Annotated in this window: 18 protein-coding genes; 11 read left to right on the top strand and 7 right to left on the bottom strand. The window is 70.2% G+C overall.

Annotated features, from left to right (window positions below):
- Positions 1-17 precede the first annotated feature (17 nt).
- Positions 18-119 carry a cytochrome b6-f complex subunit PetM gene (petM, locus tag CyaNS01_RS04025; RefSeq protein WP_186700214.1) on the bottom strand — a complete coding sequence of 34 codons (102 nt, stop codon included), beginning with the start codon at positions 117-119 and terminating at the stop codon, positions 18-20.
- Between the two features lie 42 nt (positions 120-161).
- Positions 162-1,361, bottom strand: coding sequence for a N2,N2-dimethylguanosine tRNA methyltransferase (locus CyaNS01_RS04020; protein WP_186699072.1), 1,200 nt, complete (start codon positions 1,359-1,361; stop codon positions 162-164).
- A gap of 60 nt (positions 1,362-1,421) precedes the next feature.
- Here CyaNS01_RS04020 and CyaNS01_RS04015 point away from each other — a divergent pair, with 60 nt between their 5' ends.
- Both CyaNS01_RS04015 and ilvN read left to right on the top strand, forming a co-directional pair.
- Positions 1,422-2,570: an alpha/beta fold hydrolase gene (locus tag CyaNS01_RS04015; protein ID WP_225875788.1), complete on the top strand. Its 1,149-nt coding sequence runs from the start codon at positions 1,422-1,424 to the stop codon at positions 2,568-2,570.
- A gap of 67 nt (positions 2,571-2,637) precedes the next feature.
- Positions 2,638-3,168: an acetolactate synthase small subunit gene (gene ilvN / locus CyaNS01_RS04010; RefSeq protein WP_186699070.1), complete on the top strand. Its 531-nt coding sequence runs from the start codon at positions 2,638-2,640 to the stop codon at positions 3,166-3,168.
- A 5-nt stretch (positions 3,169-3,173) separates the two neighbouring features.
- Here ilvN and CyaNS01_RS04005 read toward each other — a convergent pair whose 3' ends face one another.
- The gene (locus tag CyaNS01_RS04005) at positions 3,174-3,899 is read right to left on the bottom strand and encodes a peptidylprolyl isomerase (RefSeq protein ID WP_186699068.1); all 726 of its coding nucleotides are present in this window, start codon (positions 3,897-3,899) and stop codon (positions 3,174-3,176) included.
- Entirely contained in the window at positions 3,896-4,468 is a 573-nt protein-coding gene (locus tag CyaNS01_RS04000) for a photosystem I assembly protein Ycf4 (protein ID WP_186699066.1), read from the bottom strand. Before CyaNS01_RS04000 ends, CyaNS01_RS04005 begins: the two co-directional genes overlap by 4 nt.
- Before the next feature lie 245 nt (positions 4,469-4,713).
- Between CyaNS01_RS04000 and psbD the strand changes: the two genes are divergently transcribed.
- The 3 genes from psbD to CyaNS01_RS03985 all read left to right on the top strand — a co-directional run bounded on the left by psbD (position 4,714) and on the right by CyaNS01_RS03985 (position 8,067).
- Complete coding sequence (gene psbD / locus CyaNS01_RS03995; protein WP_186698428.1) at positions 4,714-5,769, top strand: photosystem II D2 protein (photosystem q(a) protein); 1,056 nt, start codon at positions 4,714-4,716, stop codon at positions 5,767-5,769.
- Positions 5,753-7,141, top strand: a complete 1,389-nt coding sequence (gene psbC / locus CyaNS01_RS03990) for a photosystem II reaction center protein CP43 (protein WP_186699064.1) — start codon at positions 5,753-5,755, stop codon at positions 7,139-7,141. The genes psbD and psbC overlap by 17 nt, the downstream gene beginning before the upstream one ends.
- Before the next feature lie 191 nt (positions 7,142-7,332).
- A complete protein-coding gene (locus tag CyaNS01_RS03985; protein ID WP_186699062.1) occupies positions 7,333-8,067 on the top strand; it encodes a YcgJ family protein in 735 nt (244 codons plus the stop codon).
- On the opposite strand, the gene CyaNS01_RS03980 is transcribed toward CyaNS01_RS03985, so the two are convergent.
- Positions 8,054-8,671 carry a nucleoside triphosphate pyrophosphatase gene (locus CyaNS01_RS03980; protein WP_186699060.1) on the bottom strand — a complete coding sequence of 206 codons (618 nt, stop codon included), beginning with the start codon at positions 8,669-8,671 and terminating at the stop codon, positions 8,054-8,056. The two genes, CyaNS01_RS03985 and CyaNS01_RS03980, sit on opposite strands and share 14 nt — an antisense overlap.
- Before the next feature lie 30 nt (positions 8,672-8,701).
- Here CyaNS01_RS03980 and CyaNS01_RS03975 point away from each other — a divergent pair, with 30 nt between their 5' ends.
- The 3 genes from CyaNS01_RS03975 to CyaNS01_RS03965 are packed head-to-tail and all read left to right on the top strand — an operon-like array spanning position 8,702 to position 10,874.
- Positions 8,702-9,076, top strand: coding sequence for an Npun_F0494 family protein (locus CyaNS01_RS03975; RefSeq protein WP_186699058.1), 375 nt, complete (start codon positions 8,702-8,704; stop codon positions 9,074-9,076).
- A 29-nt stretch (positions 9,077-9,105) separates the two neighbouring features.
- On the top strand, positions 9,106-10,629 hold the full coding sequence (locus tag CyaNS01_RS03970; RefSeq protein WP_186699057.1) for a cobyric acid synthase: 1,524 nt from the start codon (positions 9,106-9,108) through the stop codon (positions 10,627-10,629).
- The gene (locus tag CyaNS01_RS03965) at positions 10,629-10,874 is read left to right on the top strand and encodes a 2Fe-2S iron-sulfur cluster-binding protein (RefSeq protein WP_186699055.1); all 246 of its coding nucleotides are present in this window, start codon (positions 10,629-10,631) and stop codon (positions 10,872-10,874) included. The genes CyaNS01_RS03970 and CyaNS01_RS03965 overlap by 1 nt, the downstream gene beginning before the upstream one ends.
- A 22-nt stretch (positions 10,875-10,896) precedes the next feature.
- Here the strand turns inward: CyaNS01_RS03965 and mnmA are convergent, their stop codons facing one another.
- A complete protein-coding gene (mnmA, locus tag CyaNS01_RS03960) occupies positions 10,897-12,054 on the bottom strand; it encodes a tRNA 2-thiouridine(34) synthase MnmA (RefSeq protein ID WP_186700206.1) in 1,158 nt (385 codons plus the stop codon).
- 58 nt (positions 12,055-12,112) lie between these two features.
- Here mnmA and CyaNS01_RS03955 point away from each other — a divergent pair, with 58 nt between their 5' ends.
- From CyaNS01_RS03955 to CyaNS01_RS03945, 3 genes are all read left to right on the top strand, one after another.
- Positions 12,113-13,765, top strand: a complete 1,653-nt coding sequence (locus CyaNS01_RS03955) for an NAD(P)H-hydrate epimerase (protein ID WP_225875787.1) — start codon at positions 12,113-12,115, stop codon at positions 13,763-13,765.
- Positions 13,766-13,885: 120 nt separating this feature from the next.
- On the top strand, positions 13,886-14,812 hold the full coding sequence (locus CyaNS01_RS03950) for a sigma-70 family RNA polymerase sigma factor (RefSeq protein WP_186699053.1): 927 nt from the start codon (positions 13,886-13,888) through the stop codon (positions 14,810-14,812).
- Positions 14,813-14,844: 32 nt separating this feature from the next.
- The gene (locus CyaNS01_RS03945) at positions 14,845-15,759 is read left to right on the top strand and encodes a histone deacetylase (RefSeq protein ID WP_186699051.1); all 915 of its coding nucleotides are present in this window, start codon (positions 14,845-14,847) and stop codon (positions 15,757-15,759) included.
- 21 nt (positions 15,760-15,780) lie between these two features.
- On the opposite strand, the gene pdhA is transcribed toward CyaNS01_RS03945, so the two are convergent.
- Complete coding sequence (gene pdhA / locus CyaNS01_RS03940) at positions 15,781-16,911, bottom strand: pyruvate dehydrogenase (acetyl-transferring) E1 component subunit alpha (RefSeq protein WP_186699049.1); 1,131 nt, start codon at positions 16,909-16,911, stop codon at positions 15,781-15,783.
- Positions 16,912-16,929: the final 18 nt, after the last annotated feature.

Genomic DNA, 16,929 nt, shown 5'->3' with positions numbered 1-16,929 from the left:
GGCAGCGGCTCAGGGCTTCAGTCTTCGTCGGCGAAGCGCAGCAGCAGGGCGCCGCCGGCCAGGCCCACCGGGATCAGCACCCAGAACAGGGCTGCGATACCGAAGATCTCCGAGGCCATGGGGGAGGCGCGTTGTGCCACCCGTTTTAGCGCGGCGCGGCCTCAGTTCGGACCTGGCGGTGCCAGCGCCGCCGCCAGCTCCAGGATCCGGGCCCAGGGGGCATCGCTGCGCAGCATGCCGGCCATCACACCGCTGCGGTGGGCGCACCAGCCCTCCTGGCGCAGGGCTTCCAGCAGGCCGGCCAGCCGGGGGGTACCCGTGGGAAGGCGGCGGCTCAGCTCCGCCATCGGCCAGCAGCGAGCCGGCAGGCCCGGGTCGGCCATCAGCACCTGCAACAACCGCTGGCTGGCTGGCGCCTGCCAGCCGGTAGGCAGCGCCAGGGCGGCCTGGTGCAGGCGCTCCAGCCAGACCCCGTTCTGCAGTGGTCCGAGCCAGAGAGGGCCGGAAATCGCCAGCGGGCGCCCCCCCTGGCGCTGCTGGGGATCCTCAGGGCAGAGGCAGGGCGGCCAGCCTCGCAGCTTCAGCAGGCTCTGCAGCTGCTGGTCGCCGCAGCCATGGCAGTGGGCCAGGAGCCCCAGCTGTTGCTCCTCGCCGACCCGGGGCCGGCGACGCAACTGGATCGCCGTGCGGAAGGTGCGCCCCTCGCTGAAGCTGAACAGGGGCTCAATGCCCCATCCCTGGGCCCAGGCGAGACGCGCCACCTGGCCGATCTGCAGCCGCAGCGCCAGCTCCCAGCTGGCCGGGTGCGCCCGGGCCGCCGCCCCCAGGGAGCGGATGGCGGCCGGACGGTCGTGGCCGGTTGGGGAGCGGCCATCGCTGCTGGCCAGATACAGCACCCCCTCGAAGGCCACGGCCTCCAGGGCGAGGGGCAGCAGGCCCGCCACCGAGCCGAAGGCATCGAGGTCCACCAGCTCGAAGCGCTGCTGCCGCAGCAGGCATGCCGCCAGCAGCTTCTGGGCCGTGAGGGCCGTGCAGCGATGGGGCAAGGCGGCCAGGCTGGCGAGGTTGGCACGCAGCAGGGGCAGGCGCCCGGGATCGGCGTCATTGGCCCACACCGAGGCCGCCCCTCCCTCCACGGCCAGGCGCAGGCTGCGAATGCCACAGCCGGCCATCAGATCGAGCACCCGCACCGGCGGGTTGGCGCCAAGGCCCTCCCGGCAGGCCACCAGGCTGCGGCAGAGCAGCACGCCCAGGTCGCGGCTGGGCCGCGATTCAGGCCTGAAGAATCCCTGGCCCAACTGCAGGCTCACACCGCCTTCGCGGTAGGCCTCCGGCGCTGGATCGGCCGTGACCGACCTCATCCGCCAGACCGTGCCGGTTCTGTGCTCAATCGCCTGCCGCTCACTCGTCTGGCTGCCCCGGTGGGGACCATCCTGGCGGCTGGGGCATCCCAGCTCCACGGCCAGCGCCACCGCCAGCGCCAGGTGCGGCCTACGTTTGAACTCCGCTCGATGGCCCAGGCGGCCGCCGCACCTCCCTTGTCTTCCCGCCCGGCTGAGGCACTGCCGCATTCAGGGCTGGCCCCCCGTTCAGCTTCGCCCGGCACAGGGACGGACTGGGGGGAGCACGGCACCTGGGTCTGGCGTGGTCTGGCGGTGCACTGGCGCCAGCTCGACCCCCCCGCTGCCCTGATCCAGCACCAGGGAGGTGTGCGGGGAGCGGTGCTGCTGCTGCATGGCTTCGGGGCCGCCAGTGGCCACTGGCGGCGCAACGCAGCCGCCCTGGCCGCCGAAGGCTGGGTGGTGTATGCCCTCGACCTGATCGGCTTCGGCGCCTCCGAGCAGCCCGGCCCTGGCCTGCTTCCCGCCGGGCGGCTCGACAACCGCCTCTGGGCGCGGCAGGTGCAGGCCTTCCTGCAGGAGGTGGTGGGCGGGCCGGCGGTGCTGGTGGGCCATTCCCTCGGCGCTCTGGTGGCCACCAGCTGTGCCACCTTCTTCCCGCGCTGGGTGCGGGGCGTGGTGGCCGCCACCCTGCCCGACCCGGCCCTGATGGGCCGCAGCCGGCCGCGCCCGCCGCGGCGGCGTCCCTGGCGCCGCCGCCTCAAGCGACGGGTGGTGGTGCTGCTCTGCCGGCTCTTGCCCCTGGAGCTGCTGGTACCGCTGCTGGCCCACTCGCCCCTGCTGGCCCTCGGCATCCAGCTCTCCTATGCCATCCCGGTGATCGGCGACCAGGAGCTGAGACGCCTGTTCGCCACCCCCGCCCGCCGGCCCAGTGCCGTGCGCAGCCTGCGCACCATGAGCATCGCCATGGCCCTGCGCCCCCATGGCGCCACGGCTCCTTCGATGCTGCCGCGCCTGCGGCGGCCCCTGCTGCTGGTCTGGGGAACGCGCGACCAGCTCGTGCCGATCCAGGTGGGGGAGGCCCTGCAGCGGTTACGCCCCGACCTGCCGCTGCTCTCCCTGGAGGGCTGTGGCCACTGCCTCCATGACGAGGCCCCCGAGCCCTTCCACGCCGCCGTGATTCCCTGGCTGCACCAGCTGAGCCTCAGCCCCGTGGCGGGCGAGCCCTGAGCAGCCCAGGGGGCCTCGGTGCTGACCGGTAGCTTGGTCCCACCTGCCCGGTTCCCATCCCACAGCCATGAAGCACACCCTCTCGGTGCTGGTGGAAGACGAATCCGGGGCCCTCAGCCGCATCTCCGGCCTGTTCGCCCGCCGCGGCTTCAACATCGAGAGCCTGGCCGTGGGGCCGGCCGAAGGCGGTGGGATGTCCCGCCTCACCATGGTGGTGGAGGGCGACGACCGCACCCTGGCCCAGATGACCAAGCAGCTCGACAAGCTGGTCAACGTGCTGGGTGTGATCGACCTCTCCCAGCTCCCCTCGGTGGAGCGGGAGCTGATGCTGCTCAAGGTGGCCGCCCCGGCCCACAACCGCGGCGCCATCCTCGACCTGGTGCAGGTGTTCCGCGCCAATGTGGTGGATGTGGCCGATGAGGCCCTCACCCTCGAGGTGGTGGGTGATCCCGGCAAGCTGGTGGCTCTCGAGCAGGTGATGGCCCCCTACGGCATCCTCGAGATCGCCCGCACCGGCAAGGTGGCCCTGGAGCGGTCCTCCGGTGTGAACACCGCCTTCCTGCGGGTCACCGCGTCCAACAAGCGGGTGCCCGCCTGAAGCCCCTAGGAGCCTGGCTTCACCAGCTTGCCGCCTGAGGCCACGCTGGCCTTGACGATCTTGTCGCCCTGCTGGATGCGGTCGACCACCTCCATGCCCTGGCTCACCCGGCCGAACACGGCGTAGCGGCCATCGAGCTCGGGCAGGGCCTGCAGGGCCACGTAGAACTGGGCGCTGGCCGAGTTGGGATCAGCGGAGCGGGCCATCGCCACCGCACCGCGCTGGTGGGCCAGCGCCAGCTGACGGGTCACGCCGGGGGCGGTGATCGTCTCGCCATAGCGGGGGGCAGGCTCCTCGCTGAGCTTGAGCTCCAGCGGAATCAGCCGCGCCTCACCACTGGCGGGGTCCACATAGCTGCCGCTGCCGTACTGGTTGGGAGGCACCACGGGGTTGGCACTGGCCGGATCGCCGCCCTGCACCACGAAGGGCGTGGGGTCGCGCACCACCCGGTGAAACACGGTGCCGTCGTAGACACCGCGCTGCACCAGATCCACGAAATTGCCGGCGCTGAGGGGCGCTGCGTCGCCGTCGAGCTGCAGCTGCACCTCACCCCGGCTGGTCTGCAGGGTCACCGTGGCTGGACCCTCCAGGCAGGGCGTGGTGGCGGTGGCGCAGCCCTGGGGGGTCGAGCTGGAACCGCTCGGGGTGCAGGCGGCCAGCACCAGGGGGGTGAGCATCAGCAGGGCAGCCATGGCCAGCCGGGTGGCCAGGCGGCGGGAGAGGCCGCTCATACGCCCTCCAGGGGCACCCCCAGGAAGCGGGCCAACTGGGCTCCGGACTGTTCCAGATCGGCCAGGGCCATGGGCTCGCCCACCCGGGTGAGGGGCAGATCGCGGCGGCCCTGCAGCTTCAGGGCCAGGCGGCGGCGCGGGTTGAGGCCATCGCGCACCTCCACCTTCACCGCCTGGATGTCCCGCAGCCGGATCTCCACGTCGATCAGCTGGCGAAAGGCCTGGCGGCGAATCGTGGCGGTGCCGGCGCGGCGGTCGAAGCGGTTGCTGCCGGCGCCCACGTCGAGGCCGATCACGGTCCAGAGGTAGGTGGCCAGCAGCACGGCCGCCGTGCCGTAAAGGCCCATCACCAGCCCCTGGGGCACGAAGACCAGTTCGGCGGGGTGGCCGATGGGCAGCAGGTCCCGGGCCAGGTAACTGGAGAGACTGGTGAGCAGAAAGCCCACGCCGCCGAGGCTCACCGCCACGGCCATCAGCAGATTCGAAGGGCGGCGGGAGCCGAGCACCGGTTGCTCCAGCAGATCGGAGGTCCCCGTGGTGAAGCCCTCGGGATTGGCAGCGGTCGTCACGGCGGGGTTCAAGAGGGTGGAAAGGTTGGCGTGCGGGGCAGCTGGGCCCGGGGGCTGAACGGTGCGCGGGATCGGCCAGATGCACCGCGAAGGCCCAGGTCATCCTGGCGTCTGGCCGCGACCCAGGGGGCAAGGATCAGAATAAATACTTAAAAGCCTGGCCTCAGCTGGGGTTTCAGCCCATTGCGGCCAACCTCGCGATGCCGAAGAACATTGTTACCATCACCCGGTATCCCGCTTCCTCCATGACGATCGCTGCAGGACGCTTGCCGCAGCGGGGATGGTTCGACGTCCTCGATGACTGGCTCAAGCGCGACCGCTTTGTCTTTGTTGGGTGGTCTGGTCTGCTCCTGTTCCCCACGGCCTACCTGGCCCTGGGTGGCTGGCTCACCGGCACCACCTTCGCCACCTCCTGGTACACCCACGGGATTGCCAGCTCCTATCTCGAGGGCTGCAACTTCCTCACCGCCGCCGTCAGCACCCCCGCTGACGCCATGGGCCACAGCCTGCTGCTGCTCTGGGGCCCTGAGGCCCAGGGCGACTTCGTGCGCTGGGTGCAGCTCGGCGGCCTCTGGCCGTTCGTGGCCCTGCACGGTGCCTTCTCCCTGATCGGCTTCATGCTGCGTCAGTTCGAGATCGCCCGCCTGGTGGGCATCCGCCCCTACAACGCCATCGCCTTCTCGGGCCCGATCGCGGTGTTCGTCAGCGTCTTCCTGATGTACCCCCTGGGCCAGAGCAGCTGGTTCTTTGCACCCAGCTTCGGCGTGGCCGCCATCTTCCGCTTCCTGCTGTTCCTGCAGGGCTTCCACAACTGGACCCTCAACCCCTTCCACATGATGGGTGTGGCCGGGATCCTGGGCGGTGCCCTGCTCTGTGCCATCCACGGCGCCACGGTGGAGAACACCCTGTTCGAGGACGGGGAGCAGTCGAACACCTTCAAGGCGTTCGAGCCCACCCAGGAAGAGGAGACCTACTCGATGGTGACGGCCAACCGCTTCTGGAGCCAGATCTTCGGGATCGCCTTCTCCAACAAGCGCTGGCTGCACTTCTTCATGCTGTTCGTGCCGGTGATGGGTCTGTGGACCAGCAGCATCGGCATCATCGGCCTGGCGCTGAACCTGCGGGCCTACGACTTCGTGTCGCAGGAGATCCGCGCCGCTGAGGACCCCGAGTTCGAGACCTTCTACACGAAGAACATTCTTCTGAATGAAGGCATCCGCGCCTGGATGGCGCCGGCTGACCAGCCGCATGAAAACTTCGTCTTCCCTGAAGAGGTACTGCCCCGTGGAAACGCCCTTTAATTCCGGGCTGGTGGGTGTCGGGGGCAAGGACCTCGACTCCACCGGTTACGCCTGGTGGGCGGGTAACGCCCGCCTGATCAATCTCTCCGGCCGCCTGCTCGGCGCCCATGTGGCCCACGCCGGCCTGATGGTCTTCTGGGCCGGAGCCATGATGCTGTTCGAGGTGAGCCACTTCACCTTCGACAAGCCCATGTACGAACAGGGTCTGATCCTGTTCCCCCACGTCGCCACCCTCGGTTACGGCGTCGGCCCTGGCGGTGAGGTCACCAACCTCTATCCGTTCTTTGTTGTGGGCGTGCTCCACCTGATCAGCTCGGCCGTGCTCGGCGTGGGCGGTCTGTATCACGCTCTGCGCGGCCCTGAGATCCTGGAGAACTACTCCAACTTTTTCTCCCAGGACTGGCGCGACAAGAACCAGATGACCAACATCATCGGCTACCACCTCATCCTCCTGGGTGTGGGCTGCTTGCTGCTGGTGTTCAAGGCCATGTTCTTCGGCGGCGTCTACGACACCTGGGCTCCCGGTGGCGGTGACGTGCGCCTGATCACCAACCCCACCCTGAATCCGGGTGTGATCTTCGGCTACCTCACCCGCGCCCCCTTTGGTGGTGAGGGCTGGATCATCGGTGTCGACTCCATGGAGGACATCATCGGCGGCCACATCTGGCTGGGCCTGATCTGCATCTTCGGTGGCATCTGGCACGTGATCACCAAGCCCTTCGGCTGGGTGCGTCGCGCCTTCATCTGGAACGGTGAGGCCTATCTGAGCTACAGCCTCGGCGCCCTGAGCTTCATGAGCTTCATCGCCTCGGCCTTCATCTGGTTCAACAACACCGCCTACCCCTCCGAGTTCTACGGCCCCACCAACGCCGAGTCCTCCCAGGCCCAGAGCTTCACCTTCCTGGTGCGTGACCAGCGCCTCGGAGCCAACATCGGTTCGGCCATGGGCCCCACCGGTCTGGGCAAATACCTGATGCGCTCCCCCACCGGCGAGATCATCTTCGGTGGTGAAACCATGCGTTTCTGGGACTTCCGCGGCCCCTGGCTGGAGCCGCTTCGCGGCCCCAACGGCCTCAGCCTCGACAAGCTCCAGAACGACATTCAGCCCTGGCAGGTGCGCCGGGCGGCTGAATACATGACCCACGCCCCCAATGCCTCCCTCAACTCCGTGGGCGGCATCATCACCGAGCCCAACTCGGTGAACTTCGTGAACATCCGCCAGTGGCTGGCCTCCACGCAATTCGTGCTGGCTTTCTTCTTCCTGGTGGGTCACCTCTGGCATGCCGGCCGCGCCCGCGCCGCCGCTGCCGGTTTCGAGAAGGGCATCGACCGTCAGGCCGAGCCCACCCTGGCCATGCCCGACCTCGACTGACCCCCCTCAGTCCTCTGCGTCGGCGCAAGCCGCTTGCCCCCGCCCTTGGTGGGGGCTTTTTTGTGCCCAGACAGATCTGGTCAGAACTCCGCTCCAGGCCGTCATGGCTGGCACACACCCGGCCGATACGTTGCGGTGATGCGTTGCCGGCGGGTCTCGCCCCAGCGCCTCTCCTCACTCCGTTGACAGCCATGACCGTGCGATCCCTCAGCCTGCGTCTCAGCAGCACCGCCGCCGTTGCCGCCGCCAGCGCGGGCCTTGGCTTGCTGGCGGGCGCCGCACCGGCGGCGGCCATGCCCCGCTGGCTCTCCAGCCCGGAGGCTGGGGTGGTCTGCGATCAACGCGCCCAGACCTGCTTCAGCAGCAAAGGCGTCTCGTTGGAGGAGACCAGGCGCCAGTTCGGCAGCCAGGCGGCCCGGCGCCTGCAGACCTCCCTGATCGGCCGGCCCGTTCCCCAGGAGTTCCAGCTCACCGATGGCAGCCTCTGCAGCCTGCGCGCCGAAACCTGCTGGGAGCGGGGCTCAGATCGCCAGCGGGTCGAGCGTGAACTGACCCGCGTGCTGTTCGGCCGGGTGTCGCGGAATGACCGCGAGGTGACCACCTACGAGGGCCGCTGCACCCTGGCGCAAGGCTCCCGCCTGCTCCACGACGGCGACTGCTCCCTGCGCCTGGTGGAGCGCAGCAATGGCGTCACCCGCTACGTGGTGACCCAGCCGGATGGACGGCGCTTCAACTTCAGCGACCGCAGCGGACGGCTGGAGGTGCGCGATGCCACCGGCACCTCGCCGGTGACCTTCATCGACCACGGCTACACAGGCGTGTTCCGCTGGCGCAACCTCACCCTGGTGGCCACCCGCGAGAACCGCGGCCTGCGGCGCGGCCGCAGCTCCAGCGACGGCATCGGCGAGCTGTTCAGCGATCGTTGAAGCGGGGATCCTGGAGCCAGCGGCGCAGCAGGGGCAGGCTGAGGCCGATCACATTGCTGAAGCAGCCTTCGATTCGCTCCACCAGCAGCCCGCCCCGCCCCTCCAGGGCAAATCCCCCAGCGCATTGCAGCGGCTCGCCAGTGGCCACGTAGGCGGTGATGGCCGCTTCGTCCAGGGCGGCGAACTGCACCCGCGTGGTCACCACCGCCTGCAGCGGCGGCCCCTGCGGGGCCGTGAGGCAGTGGCCGGTGTGCAGCTCCGCCCACTGGCCGCTCATGCGGCGCCAGCGGGCGGCGGCTTGCTCGGCATCGCGGGGCTTACCGAAGGTCTCTCCGGCGAACACCAGCACCGAATCACAGCCCAGCACCCCGCGCCACGCCGGCAGAGCTGTGGGGGCAGTCTTCCCCAGCTCAGCCGCCAGCTCCACCGCCAGCTTTTCCGCCACTGCTTCGGCCTTCGCCTGGGCCAGCTGGCGCACCAACTGCCGGGCATCGGCATGGGCAAACGCCTCCTCGTCCACCCCACTCACCTGCACCCGGTGGGGGAGGCCCGCCTGCTGCAACAGGCGGCGACGGGCCGGGGAGGCGGAGGCAAGCACCAGCATCTGGGCCGTCAGGTCAGGGAGAATCCCCCCATGAAAGGACAGCCTCACCTCCAGGCCCGCTCCTGGGCCCGGGCCTCCCAGGCGATGCGCTGCCTGCCGTTCCGCCGCACGTTCTATGAGCTGGTGGGCACCACACCGCTCAGCAGCAGTGCCTTCTGCCGCCGGGCCGATGCCGGCCAGCACTGCAGCTGCAGCCTGGGCAGCGAACGGGTGGAGGCCCACTGGATCTGGCTGATCCAGGTGGGGGTGCTGCGCCGGGAGGTGGATGGCCAGGGACTCACCGAGCGGGTGCGTCTCACGCCGATGGGGCGCGACCTGCTGGAGCAGTGGCCGGGCGCCATTCCCGCGGCGTCCCTGCTGGAGCGGCTGCAGCACCAGCTGCGGCGCAGCCGGCCGCGCCTGTGAGGGATCCGGCCCTCGCGCCCAGCCCCCTGATGGTGCTGGGCACCAGCAGCGGCGCCGGCAAGTCGCTGATGACGGCCGCCCTCTGCCGGGTGCTGCGCCGCCGCGGCGAGCAGCCGCTGCCCTTCAAGGGTCAGAACATGAGCAACAACGCCTGGGTGGATGGCGGCGGCGGTGAGATGGCCTACTCCCAGGCGCTGCAGGCCTGGGCGGCGGGGCTGGAGCCCCACTGCAGCATGAATCCCGTGCTGCTCAAGCCCCAGGGCGACAGCACCAGCGAGGTGATCCACCTGGGCCGCTCGGTGGGCACGGCCCGGGCCGAGCACTACTACCGCGACTGGTTTCGCCCCGGCTGGGCCGCCATCCGGGAGGGGCTGGACGCGCTGCAGACCAGCCATCCCGGCGGCCGGCTGGTACTGGAGGGGGCCGGCAGCCCCGTGGAGGTGAACCTGCAGGCCCGCGACCTCACGAACCTGCGGCTGGCCCAGTTCCTGCGGGCCCGCTGCCTGCTGGTGGCGGACATCGAACGGGGCGGGGTGTTTGCCCAGCTGGTGGGCACCCTGCAGCTGCTCACGCCGGTGCAGCGCCCCTTGATCCGGGGGCTGCTGATCAACCGCTTTCGGGGGCGGCGCGAACTCTTTGACGCCGGCAGAACCTGGCTGCAGGAGCACACCGGCGTGCCCGTGCTGGGGGTGATGCCCTGGCTGGATGAGCTGTTTCCCCCGGAAGACTCCCTCGATCTGCTGGAGCGTCGCAGTAGCAAGGGCCGGGCCGAGCTGGAGATCGCCGTGCTGCGGCTGCCCTCGCTCAGCAACTTCTCCGACCTCGACCCCCTTGAGGCCGAGCCCAGCCTGCAACTGCGCTGGATCCGGCCCGGCGAGGAGCTCGGCCAGCCCGATGCCGTGATCCTGCCTGGCAGCAAGCAGACCCTGCGGGACCTGGCGGCCCTGCAGGATCACGGCTGGGGGGAGCGGCTGGCGGCCTACGTGAGCAGCGGCGGCCACCTGTTCGGGCTCTGCGGCGGTCTGCAGATGCTGGGACGGCAGCTGGGCGATCCCCGCGGCCTGGAGGGCGAGGCGATCGGGGGCGGTGGGGCAGAGCAGGCGGGTCTTGGCCTGCTGCCGCTGTGCACCGTCTATGGCGCCAGCAAGGCCCTGCGCCAGCGGCACTGCCCGGCCCTGTGGCCACCAGGGTCACCGCTGGAGCTGCGCGGCTTCGAGCTTCACCGCGGCCACACCGAGCTGCTGGGCGGCGGTCTGGCAGGCGACGGGTCAGAGAGCGCGGCCGCCACCGCTCCGCTGGCCGCTGAGGCCGGCCTGGGATGGTGGCGACCGATCGGAGAGCGGGGCGGCAGCGTGGCGGGCACCTATCTGCACGGGGTGTTCGACAGCGGTGCCTGGCGGCGACGCTGGCTCAACCAGCTGCGCCAGCGCCGAGGACTCCCCCTGCTGAGCGAACATCAGAGCGACCATGCCCAGCAACGCGACGCCCTGCTCGATCGCCTGGCCGATGCCTTCGAGGCCCACGTGAACCTCGCCCCCCTGCTTCACCCCTGATGAGTGCCACTCCGGTTCGCCTGCACTGGCCCAACGGCCACACCAGCCAGGTGGCCAGCGGCAGCTCCTGGCTGGTGGCGGCCGAGCAAGCCGGCGTGACCATCCCCACCGGCTGCCTGGGGGGCAGCTGCGGCGCCTGCGAAATCGAGGTGAACGGCCGGGTGGTGCGGGCCTGCATCGCCACGGTGCCCCCCAGCCGCACGGGCTCCCTCACGGTGGAACTGGCCAGCGATCCCTACTGGTGAGGCGCGGGCTGGTGAGGCGAGCTCAGTTGGGGGAAGCCTGGATCAGCCCGCCACCGAGCAGCACGTCGCCGGCATAGAACACCGCGGCCTGGCCTGGGGTGATGGAGAACTGCTCCTCGGCGAAACGCAGCTGCACCCGGTAAGGCCGGCCCGCTGCCCCATCGGCCTCGGTGGGTTCCAGGGGGGTGAGCAGGGCCGGCTCCGGGGCGCTGCGGTAGCGCACCTGCACCTCCACCTCCAGCGGTTGCTGGGGCGGCTCGATCGACACCCAGTTCACCGCGCCCACCACACAGTCGGGGCGGGCCGCCTCGGAGCGGGGTGCCACCACCACCCGGTTCAGGGCGCCATCGAGACGCACCACATGCAGCGGCTCGCTCCAGGCCACCCCCAGCCCCTTGCGCTGGCCGATGGTGAAGTGCTCCAGGCCGTCGTGGTGGCCCAGCACCCGGCCGTCTCCCAGCACGATCTCGCCCTGGCGCGGCGGCAGATAGGCATCCAGGAAGGCCCGCATCGAGCCGTGGTGGTCGGCCAGGCAGAGGTCCTGGCTCTCGGGCTTGGCAGCGGTGCGCAGGCCGTGATGCTCGGCCTCCAGGCGGGTGTCGGGTTTGGTGAGTTCACCGAGGGGAAACACCAGCCGGCAGAGCACCTCCTGGGGCAGGTCGTAGAGGAAGTAGCTCTGGTCCTTGTGGCGATCCAGACCGCGCAGCAGCTGGTCACGGCCGCCACCGCTGGCCGGGCGGACGCGGGCGTAGTGGCCCGTGGCCAGGCGCTCCAGGCCGCGCTGCTCCCGGGCCCAGGCGAGCATCGGGCCGAACTTCACCTCGCGGTTGCAGCGGGAACAGGGCAGGGGCGTCACCCCGGCGGCATAGCCCTCCACCAGAAAGTCAACGATCTGGGCCCGGAACTGCTCGCGGGAATCCACCACGTGGTGGGGCACCCCCAGCTGCTCACAGAGGCCGGCGGCATCCACCAGCCCCTCGGCGCAGCAGGCCCCCTTGCCGCTCATCAGCCACAGGGTGAGCCCCTCCACCTGCCAGCCCGCCTCCACCAGCAGGGCCGCGGTGAGAGAGCTGTCCACCCCGCCGGAGAGCCCCACGGCCACGCGGTGCTCGCCGGGCCAGGCCCGCAGGCGCTCCAGGGCCTGGGCACCGGCTGGAGTGGCAGCAGGGGCGGAGCTCAGCAAGGCGGGGCGAAAGGCGTCATTGCTCCCATCATGAAGCGGCGCCCCATCGCCTGCCGTGACCCCCAGCCCCACCCCCTGGCCGGCCCGCGACGCCGAACACCTGCTGGTGAGCGGCGCCCAGATGGCCGCCGTGGAAACCAGGCTGTTCGAGAGCGGCCTGCCGGTGGAGGCGCTGATGGAGAAGGCCGGCCTGGCCCTCAGCCAGCGGCTGCTGGAAGCTCACGGCCCCCGGTTGAGGGCCTGCGGGGCCCTGGTGCTGGTGGGGCCTGGCCACAACGGCGGTGATGGGCTGGTGGTGGCCCGGGAGCTCCACTTGGCGGGTATCGCCGTGCAGCTGTGGTGCCCCTTTGAGCGCTGCAAACCCCTCACCGCCACCCACCGCCGCCATGCCCACTGGCTCGGCATCCCCACCCTGGCCGATCCACCAGATCCCGCCGCGGCCAGCCTCTGGATTGAGGCCCTGCTGGGCCTCAACCAGAGCCGGCCCCCAGGCGCCGCGCTCGAAACCCTGCTGGAGCATCGGCAGCAGCAGGCCCCTGGGGGTCTGGTGGCCCTGGATGTGCCCACCGGACTGTGCAGCGACACGGGGCGCTGCCTCGGTGGCGTAGCGGCGAAGGCCATCCACACCTGCACCGTGGGGCTGATCAAGCAGGGCCTGGTGCAGGATGCGGCCCTGGCCTGGGTGGGCCGGCTGGAGCGCGTCGACCTGGGGCTGGCCCGCCAGGCCCTGGACGCCCTGCCCGCCAGCCCGCCGCTGCTGCTGGCTGCCGCCGACCTGAGCACCGCGCCCTGGCCCCGGATCGAAACGGCGGCGGGCAAGTACGGCCGGGGCCGGCTGCTGCTGCTGGCCGGCAGCGCCCGCTTCCAGGGCGCTGCGCACCTGGCGGTGGCGGGGGCCAGTGCCAGCGGCTGCGCCAGTGTGCGGCTGGCCGGAGCCGCCGGCGTGGGGGGGCAGCTGGTGGCCAGGGCGCCGCATGTGGTGGTGAGCGCGGAGCTGGCCTGCGACCCGGCGGGGCACCTCTGCCTGGCCGACCTTCCCGCCACCACTCTTGAACGCCTCGATGCCCTGCTGCTGGGGCCGGGGCTGGGGGGCCAGCCGGAGCCTGCCCTCCGCGCAGGGCGTGAGCTGGAGGTGTGGGAGCGGCTGCAACGCTTGCCCGGCCTGCTGGTGCTCGATGCCGACGGCCTCAACCGTCTGGCCCTGGCGGTGGCCCCAGGCCTGGGCTGCAGCGCGGCGGCCTGGCTGGGTCATCGCCAGGGCCCCACCTGGCTCACCCCGCATGGGGCGGAGTTCGAGCGCCTCTTCCCCCAGTGGGCAGAGCTGCCGCCCCTGGAGGCCGCCGGCCGGGCCGCCGGCGAGGCGGGCGTGGGCCTGGTGCTGAAGGGAGCCCGCAGCGTGGTGGCCGCCCCTGATGGGCGCCGCTGGCAGCTGGGGGAAGCCGAACCCCGCGCGGCCCGCGCCGGCCTCGGGGACGTGCTGGCGGGCTACTGCGCCGGGCTGGGTGCCCAGGCCATCGCCGCCTGCGGCCAGGCCGATCCAGCCGTGCTGGCGGCAGCGGCCCTGGCCCACGCCCAGGCGGGTCTGAGGGTGCGCGCAGGCGCTGGCCCCGGCCACTGCACACCGATGGCGATCGCCTCAGCCCTGGCGGGCCTCGATCCGGCGCCAGGCGGCCAGGGCGAACCCTCCTTGGCAGCAGCAGAAACCTGACGGTGTGACTTCGGCCACAACAACCGTGTGCTTTTGCAAGCAAAACCTAAAGGGTTACTGAAATGACACCGGATCCCCCCATTTGGCGTGGATAGTCTTATTCCTCGACTGGCCGTCCTGATGAACGCCACCACCCAAAGGGCCAGTGATCACAGCCGCAGACGCAGCAGTGATCCGATCAGTTGGTATCTCGCCAGCATCGGCCGGGAACCCCTGCTGACGCCGGCCGAGGAGATCGAGCTGGGCAATCAGGTGCAGGTGTTGATGCGGCTCCTGGAGAGCGATTCGGCCAGCTATTCCGACCACGACAAAAAGCTGGTGCGGGTGGGCCAGCGCTCCAAGCAACGCATGATGAAGGCGAATCTTCGCCTCGTGGTGAGCGTGGCCAAGAAATACCAGGGCAAGGGTCTGGAGCTGCTCGATCTGATTCAGGAGGGATCCCTCGGCCTGGAGCGCGCCGTCGAGAAGTTCGATCCCACCCGCGGATACAAATTTTCCACCTATGCCTTCTGGTGGATTCGCCAGAGCATGACCCGGGCGATCGCCTGCCAGTCACGCACGATCCGCCTGCCGGTGCACCTCAGCGAGCGGCTGAGTGCGATCCGCAAGGTGAGCCTGGAGCTGGCCCACAAGCTCGGAGCCATGCCCAGCCGCCAGGAGATCGCCGAGGCCATGGCCATGCCCCTCGATGAGCTCGATGGCCTGTTGCGCCAGTCCCTCACCACCTCCAGTCTGGATGCGCCGGTGAACGGCGATGAGGGCAGGAGTTTCCTGGGCGACCTGATCGCCGACTCCAGCGAGGAGGAGCCCCTCGACCGGGTCGAGCGCGGCCTCAACCAGGAGCAGCTCCAGCAGTGGTTGAGCCAGCTGGGCGAGCAGGAGCGCCACGTGCTGCAGCTGCGGTTCGGGCTGGAGGGCTGCGAACGTCACACCCTGGCGGAGATCGGCCGTCAACTGGACGTGTCGCGCGAGCGGGTGCGCCAGGTGGAACTCAAGGCCCTGCGCAAGCTTCGCAATCTCACCCGCCGCACCCCCAGCAGCCTCTAGAACAGCCCTTCACGCCTGGCTGAACCGGCAGGGTGCTTCCGCCACTCGTCTATCACCCCGCCTACTCGGCCCCCCTGGCCAGCGGCCATCGCTTTCCGATGGCCAAGTTCAGGCTGCTGTTCGAGCGCCTGCAGACCCTGGACCTGGCGCCGGCCGCCAACCTGCATCAACCGCTGCCCATCCCGCGCCGCTGCCTGGAGCTGGTGCATCCCCGGCCCTATCACCAGGCCTTCAGCCGCGCTGAGCTCCCCAGAGCCGACCAACGCCGCATCGGCCTGCCCTCCACCACCCCCCTGGTGCGCCGCACCTGGCTATCGGTGGGGGGCACCCTGCTCACGGCGCGGCTGGCGCTGCACCATGGCGTGGCCTGCCACCTGGCCGGCGGCACCCACCATGCCTTCCCTGCCCAGGGCAGCGGCTTCTGCATCTTCAACGACGTGGCCGTGACGGCCCGGGTGCTGCTGGCGGAGGAGATCCTCCAGCGGCTGATGGTGGTGGATCTGGATGTGCACCAGGGCGACGCCACGGCGGCCATTTTCGCCGGCGAGCCCCGGGTGTTCACCCTCTCCGCCCATGGAGAGAGCAACTTTCCCCTGCGCAAGCAGACCAGCGACCTCGACATCCCCCTGGCCGATGGCCTGGAGGATCGCGCCTATCTCCAGGCCGTGGGCGATGTCTTGCCCGATCTGCTGGATCAATGGCGCCCGCAGCTGGTGCTCTACAACGCCGGCGTCGACCCCCACCGCGATGATCGGCTCGGCAAGCTCTGCCTCAGCGACGCGGGCTTGCTCAATCGCGACCGCCTCGTGTTCGATGCCTGCCTGCGCCGGAGCATCCCCGTGGCCAGCGTGATCGGCGGCGGCTACGGCAGCCTGCCTGAGCTGGTGGAGCGCCACAGCCTGGTGTTCCGGGCCGCAGCCGAGCAGGCCCGGCTGCACGGGCTGTAGGGCTGCTCAGTTCTGGTCTGCTCAGTTCTCGGCCCAGATGTAGCGGGTGAGCTCTTCGGGGTTGGGCTCGGGGGCAGAGAGGGCGAAGGAGACGCACTCACTGATCTCGGCATCGATCTCTTTCTCGATGGCCTTGAGTTCCTCGGCCGTGGCCAACTGCTGCTCCACCAGCTGGGCCCCGAGCCGTTTGATCGGGTCCCGCTTGGCCCAGAAGGCCTTCTCGGCCTCGGCCCGCAGCTCGTCGGGGTCGGCCAGGGAGTGGCCCCGGTAGCGGTAGGTGAGGCACTCCAGCAGGGTGGGGCCTTCCCCGGCCCGGGCCCGCTGGATCGCCCGCTGGGCTGCCTCCCGAACGGCCAGCACATCCATGCCATCCACCTCTTCCCCGGCCATGCCGAAGGAGGCGGCCTTGCGCCAGATCTCCGGATCGCTGGTGGCGCGGTTGTGGTCCATGCCGATGGCCCACTTGTTGTTCTCCACCACGAACAGGATGGGCAGCTTCCAGAGCGAGGCCATGTTCAGGCACTCGTAGAACTGGCCGATGTTGCAGGTGCCGTCGCCGAAGAAGGCCGCCGTGACCGAGTCACTGGCGGCATCGCCAAGGGCATCGCGCTTGTAGCGGCTGGTGAAGGCGGCCCCGAGGGCCACGGGGATGCCCTCGCCGATGAAGGCGTAGCCGCCCAGGAGATGGTGTTCCCGTGAAAACAGGTGCATCGAGCCGCCCCTGCCCTTGCTGCAGCCTGTTTCCTTGCCGAACAGTTCGCTCATCACCTGGCGGGCCGGCACACCGCAGCTGAGCGCATGCACGTGATCGCGGTAGGTGCTGCAGAACCAGTCGTGCTGGGCCTTCATGGCCTTGATCACCCCCGTGCTCACGGCCTCCTGGCCGTTGTAGAGGTGCACGAAGCCGAACATCTTGCCGCGGTAGTACATCTCCGCGCACTTGTCCTCGAAGCGCCGGCCGAGGGTCATGTCGCGGTAGAGCATCAAGCCCTCCTCCCGCGTCACCGTGGCGGGGGTGGCCGGATAGAGGTTCTCCAGGCGCTCGGCATGGGGACCCGCCACGTGGGTGGACTCGGCGGAACAGCCCGGAACCCCGGAGTCGGCCAGGCCGGAGGCCGCCGAACTGTTGCGACTGGTGTGTGCCTGGGTCATGGGGGAAAGCTCGTCAAG

Origin of the sequence: Cyanobium sp. NS01, from assembly GCF_014280235.1 — a bacterium.
Classification (GTDB): Bacteria; Cyanobacteriota; Cyanobacteriia; order PCC-6307; family Cyanobiaceae; genus NIES-981.
Note: the sequence above shows the minus strand (reverse complement) of the source record. Positions and strands in the feature narration are given on the sequence as shown.

Coding starts and splice junctions, on each gene's coding strand:
- petM (WP_186700214.1), bottom strand. CDS start 119: ATGGCCTCGGAGATCTTCGGTATCGCAGCCCTGTTCTGGGTGCTGATC.
- CyaNS01_RS04020 (WP_186699072.1), bottom strand. CDS start 1,361: ATGAGGTCGGTCACGGCCGATCCAGCGCCGGAGGCCTACCGCGAAGGC.
- ilvN (WP_186699070.1), top strand. CDS start 2,638: ATGAAGCACACCCTCTCGGTGCTGGTGGAAGACGAATCCGGGGCCCTC.
- CyaNS01_RS04005 (WP_186699068.1), bottom strand. CDS start 3,899: ATGAGCGGCCTCTCCCGCCGCCTGGCCACCCGGCTGGCCATGGCTGCC.
- psbD (WP_186698428.1), top strand. CDS start 4,714: ATGACGATCGCTGCAGGACGCTTGCCGCAGCGGGGATGGTTCGACGTC.
- CyaNS01_RS03985 (WP_186699062.1), top strand. CDS start 7,333: ATGACCGTGCGATCCCTCAGCCTGCGTCTCAGCAGCACCGCCGCCGTT.
- CyaNS01_RS03980 (WP_186699060.1), bottom strand. CDS start 8,671: ATGCTGGTGCTTGCCTCCGCCTCCCCGGCCCGTCGCCGCCTGTTGCAG.
- CyaNS01_RS03975 (WP_186699058.1), top strand. CDS start 8,702: ATGAAAGGACAGCCTCACCTCCAGGCCCGCTCCTGGGCCCGGGCCTCC.
- CyaNS01_RS03970 (WP_186699057.1), top strand. CDS start 9,106: ATGGTGCTGGGCACCAGCAGCGGCGCCGGCAAGTCGCTGATGACGGCC.
- CyaNS01_RS03965 (WP_186699055.1), top strand. CDS start 10,629: ATGAGTGCCACTCCGGTTCGCCTGCACTGGCCCAACGGCCACACCAGC.
- CyaNS01_RS03950 (WP_186699053.1), top strand. CDS start 13,886: ATGAACGCCACCACCCAAAGGGCCAGTGATCACAGCCGCAGACGCAGC.
- pdhA (WP_186699049.1), bottom strand. CDS start 16,911: ATGACCCAGGCACACACCAGTCGCAACAGTTCGGCGGCCTCCGGCCTG.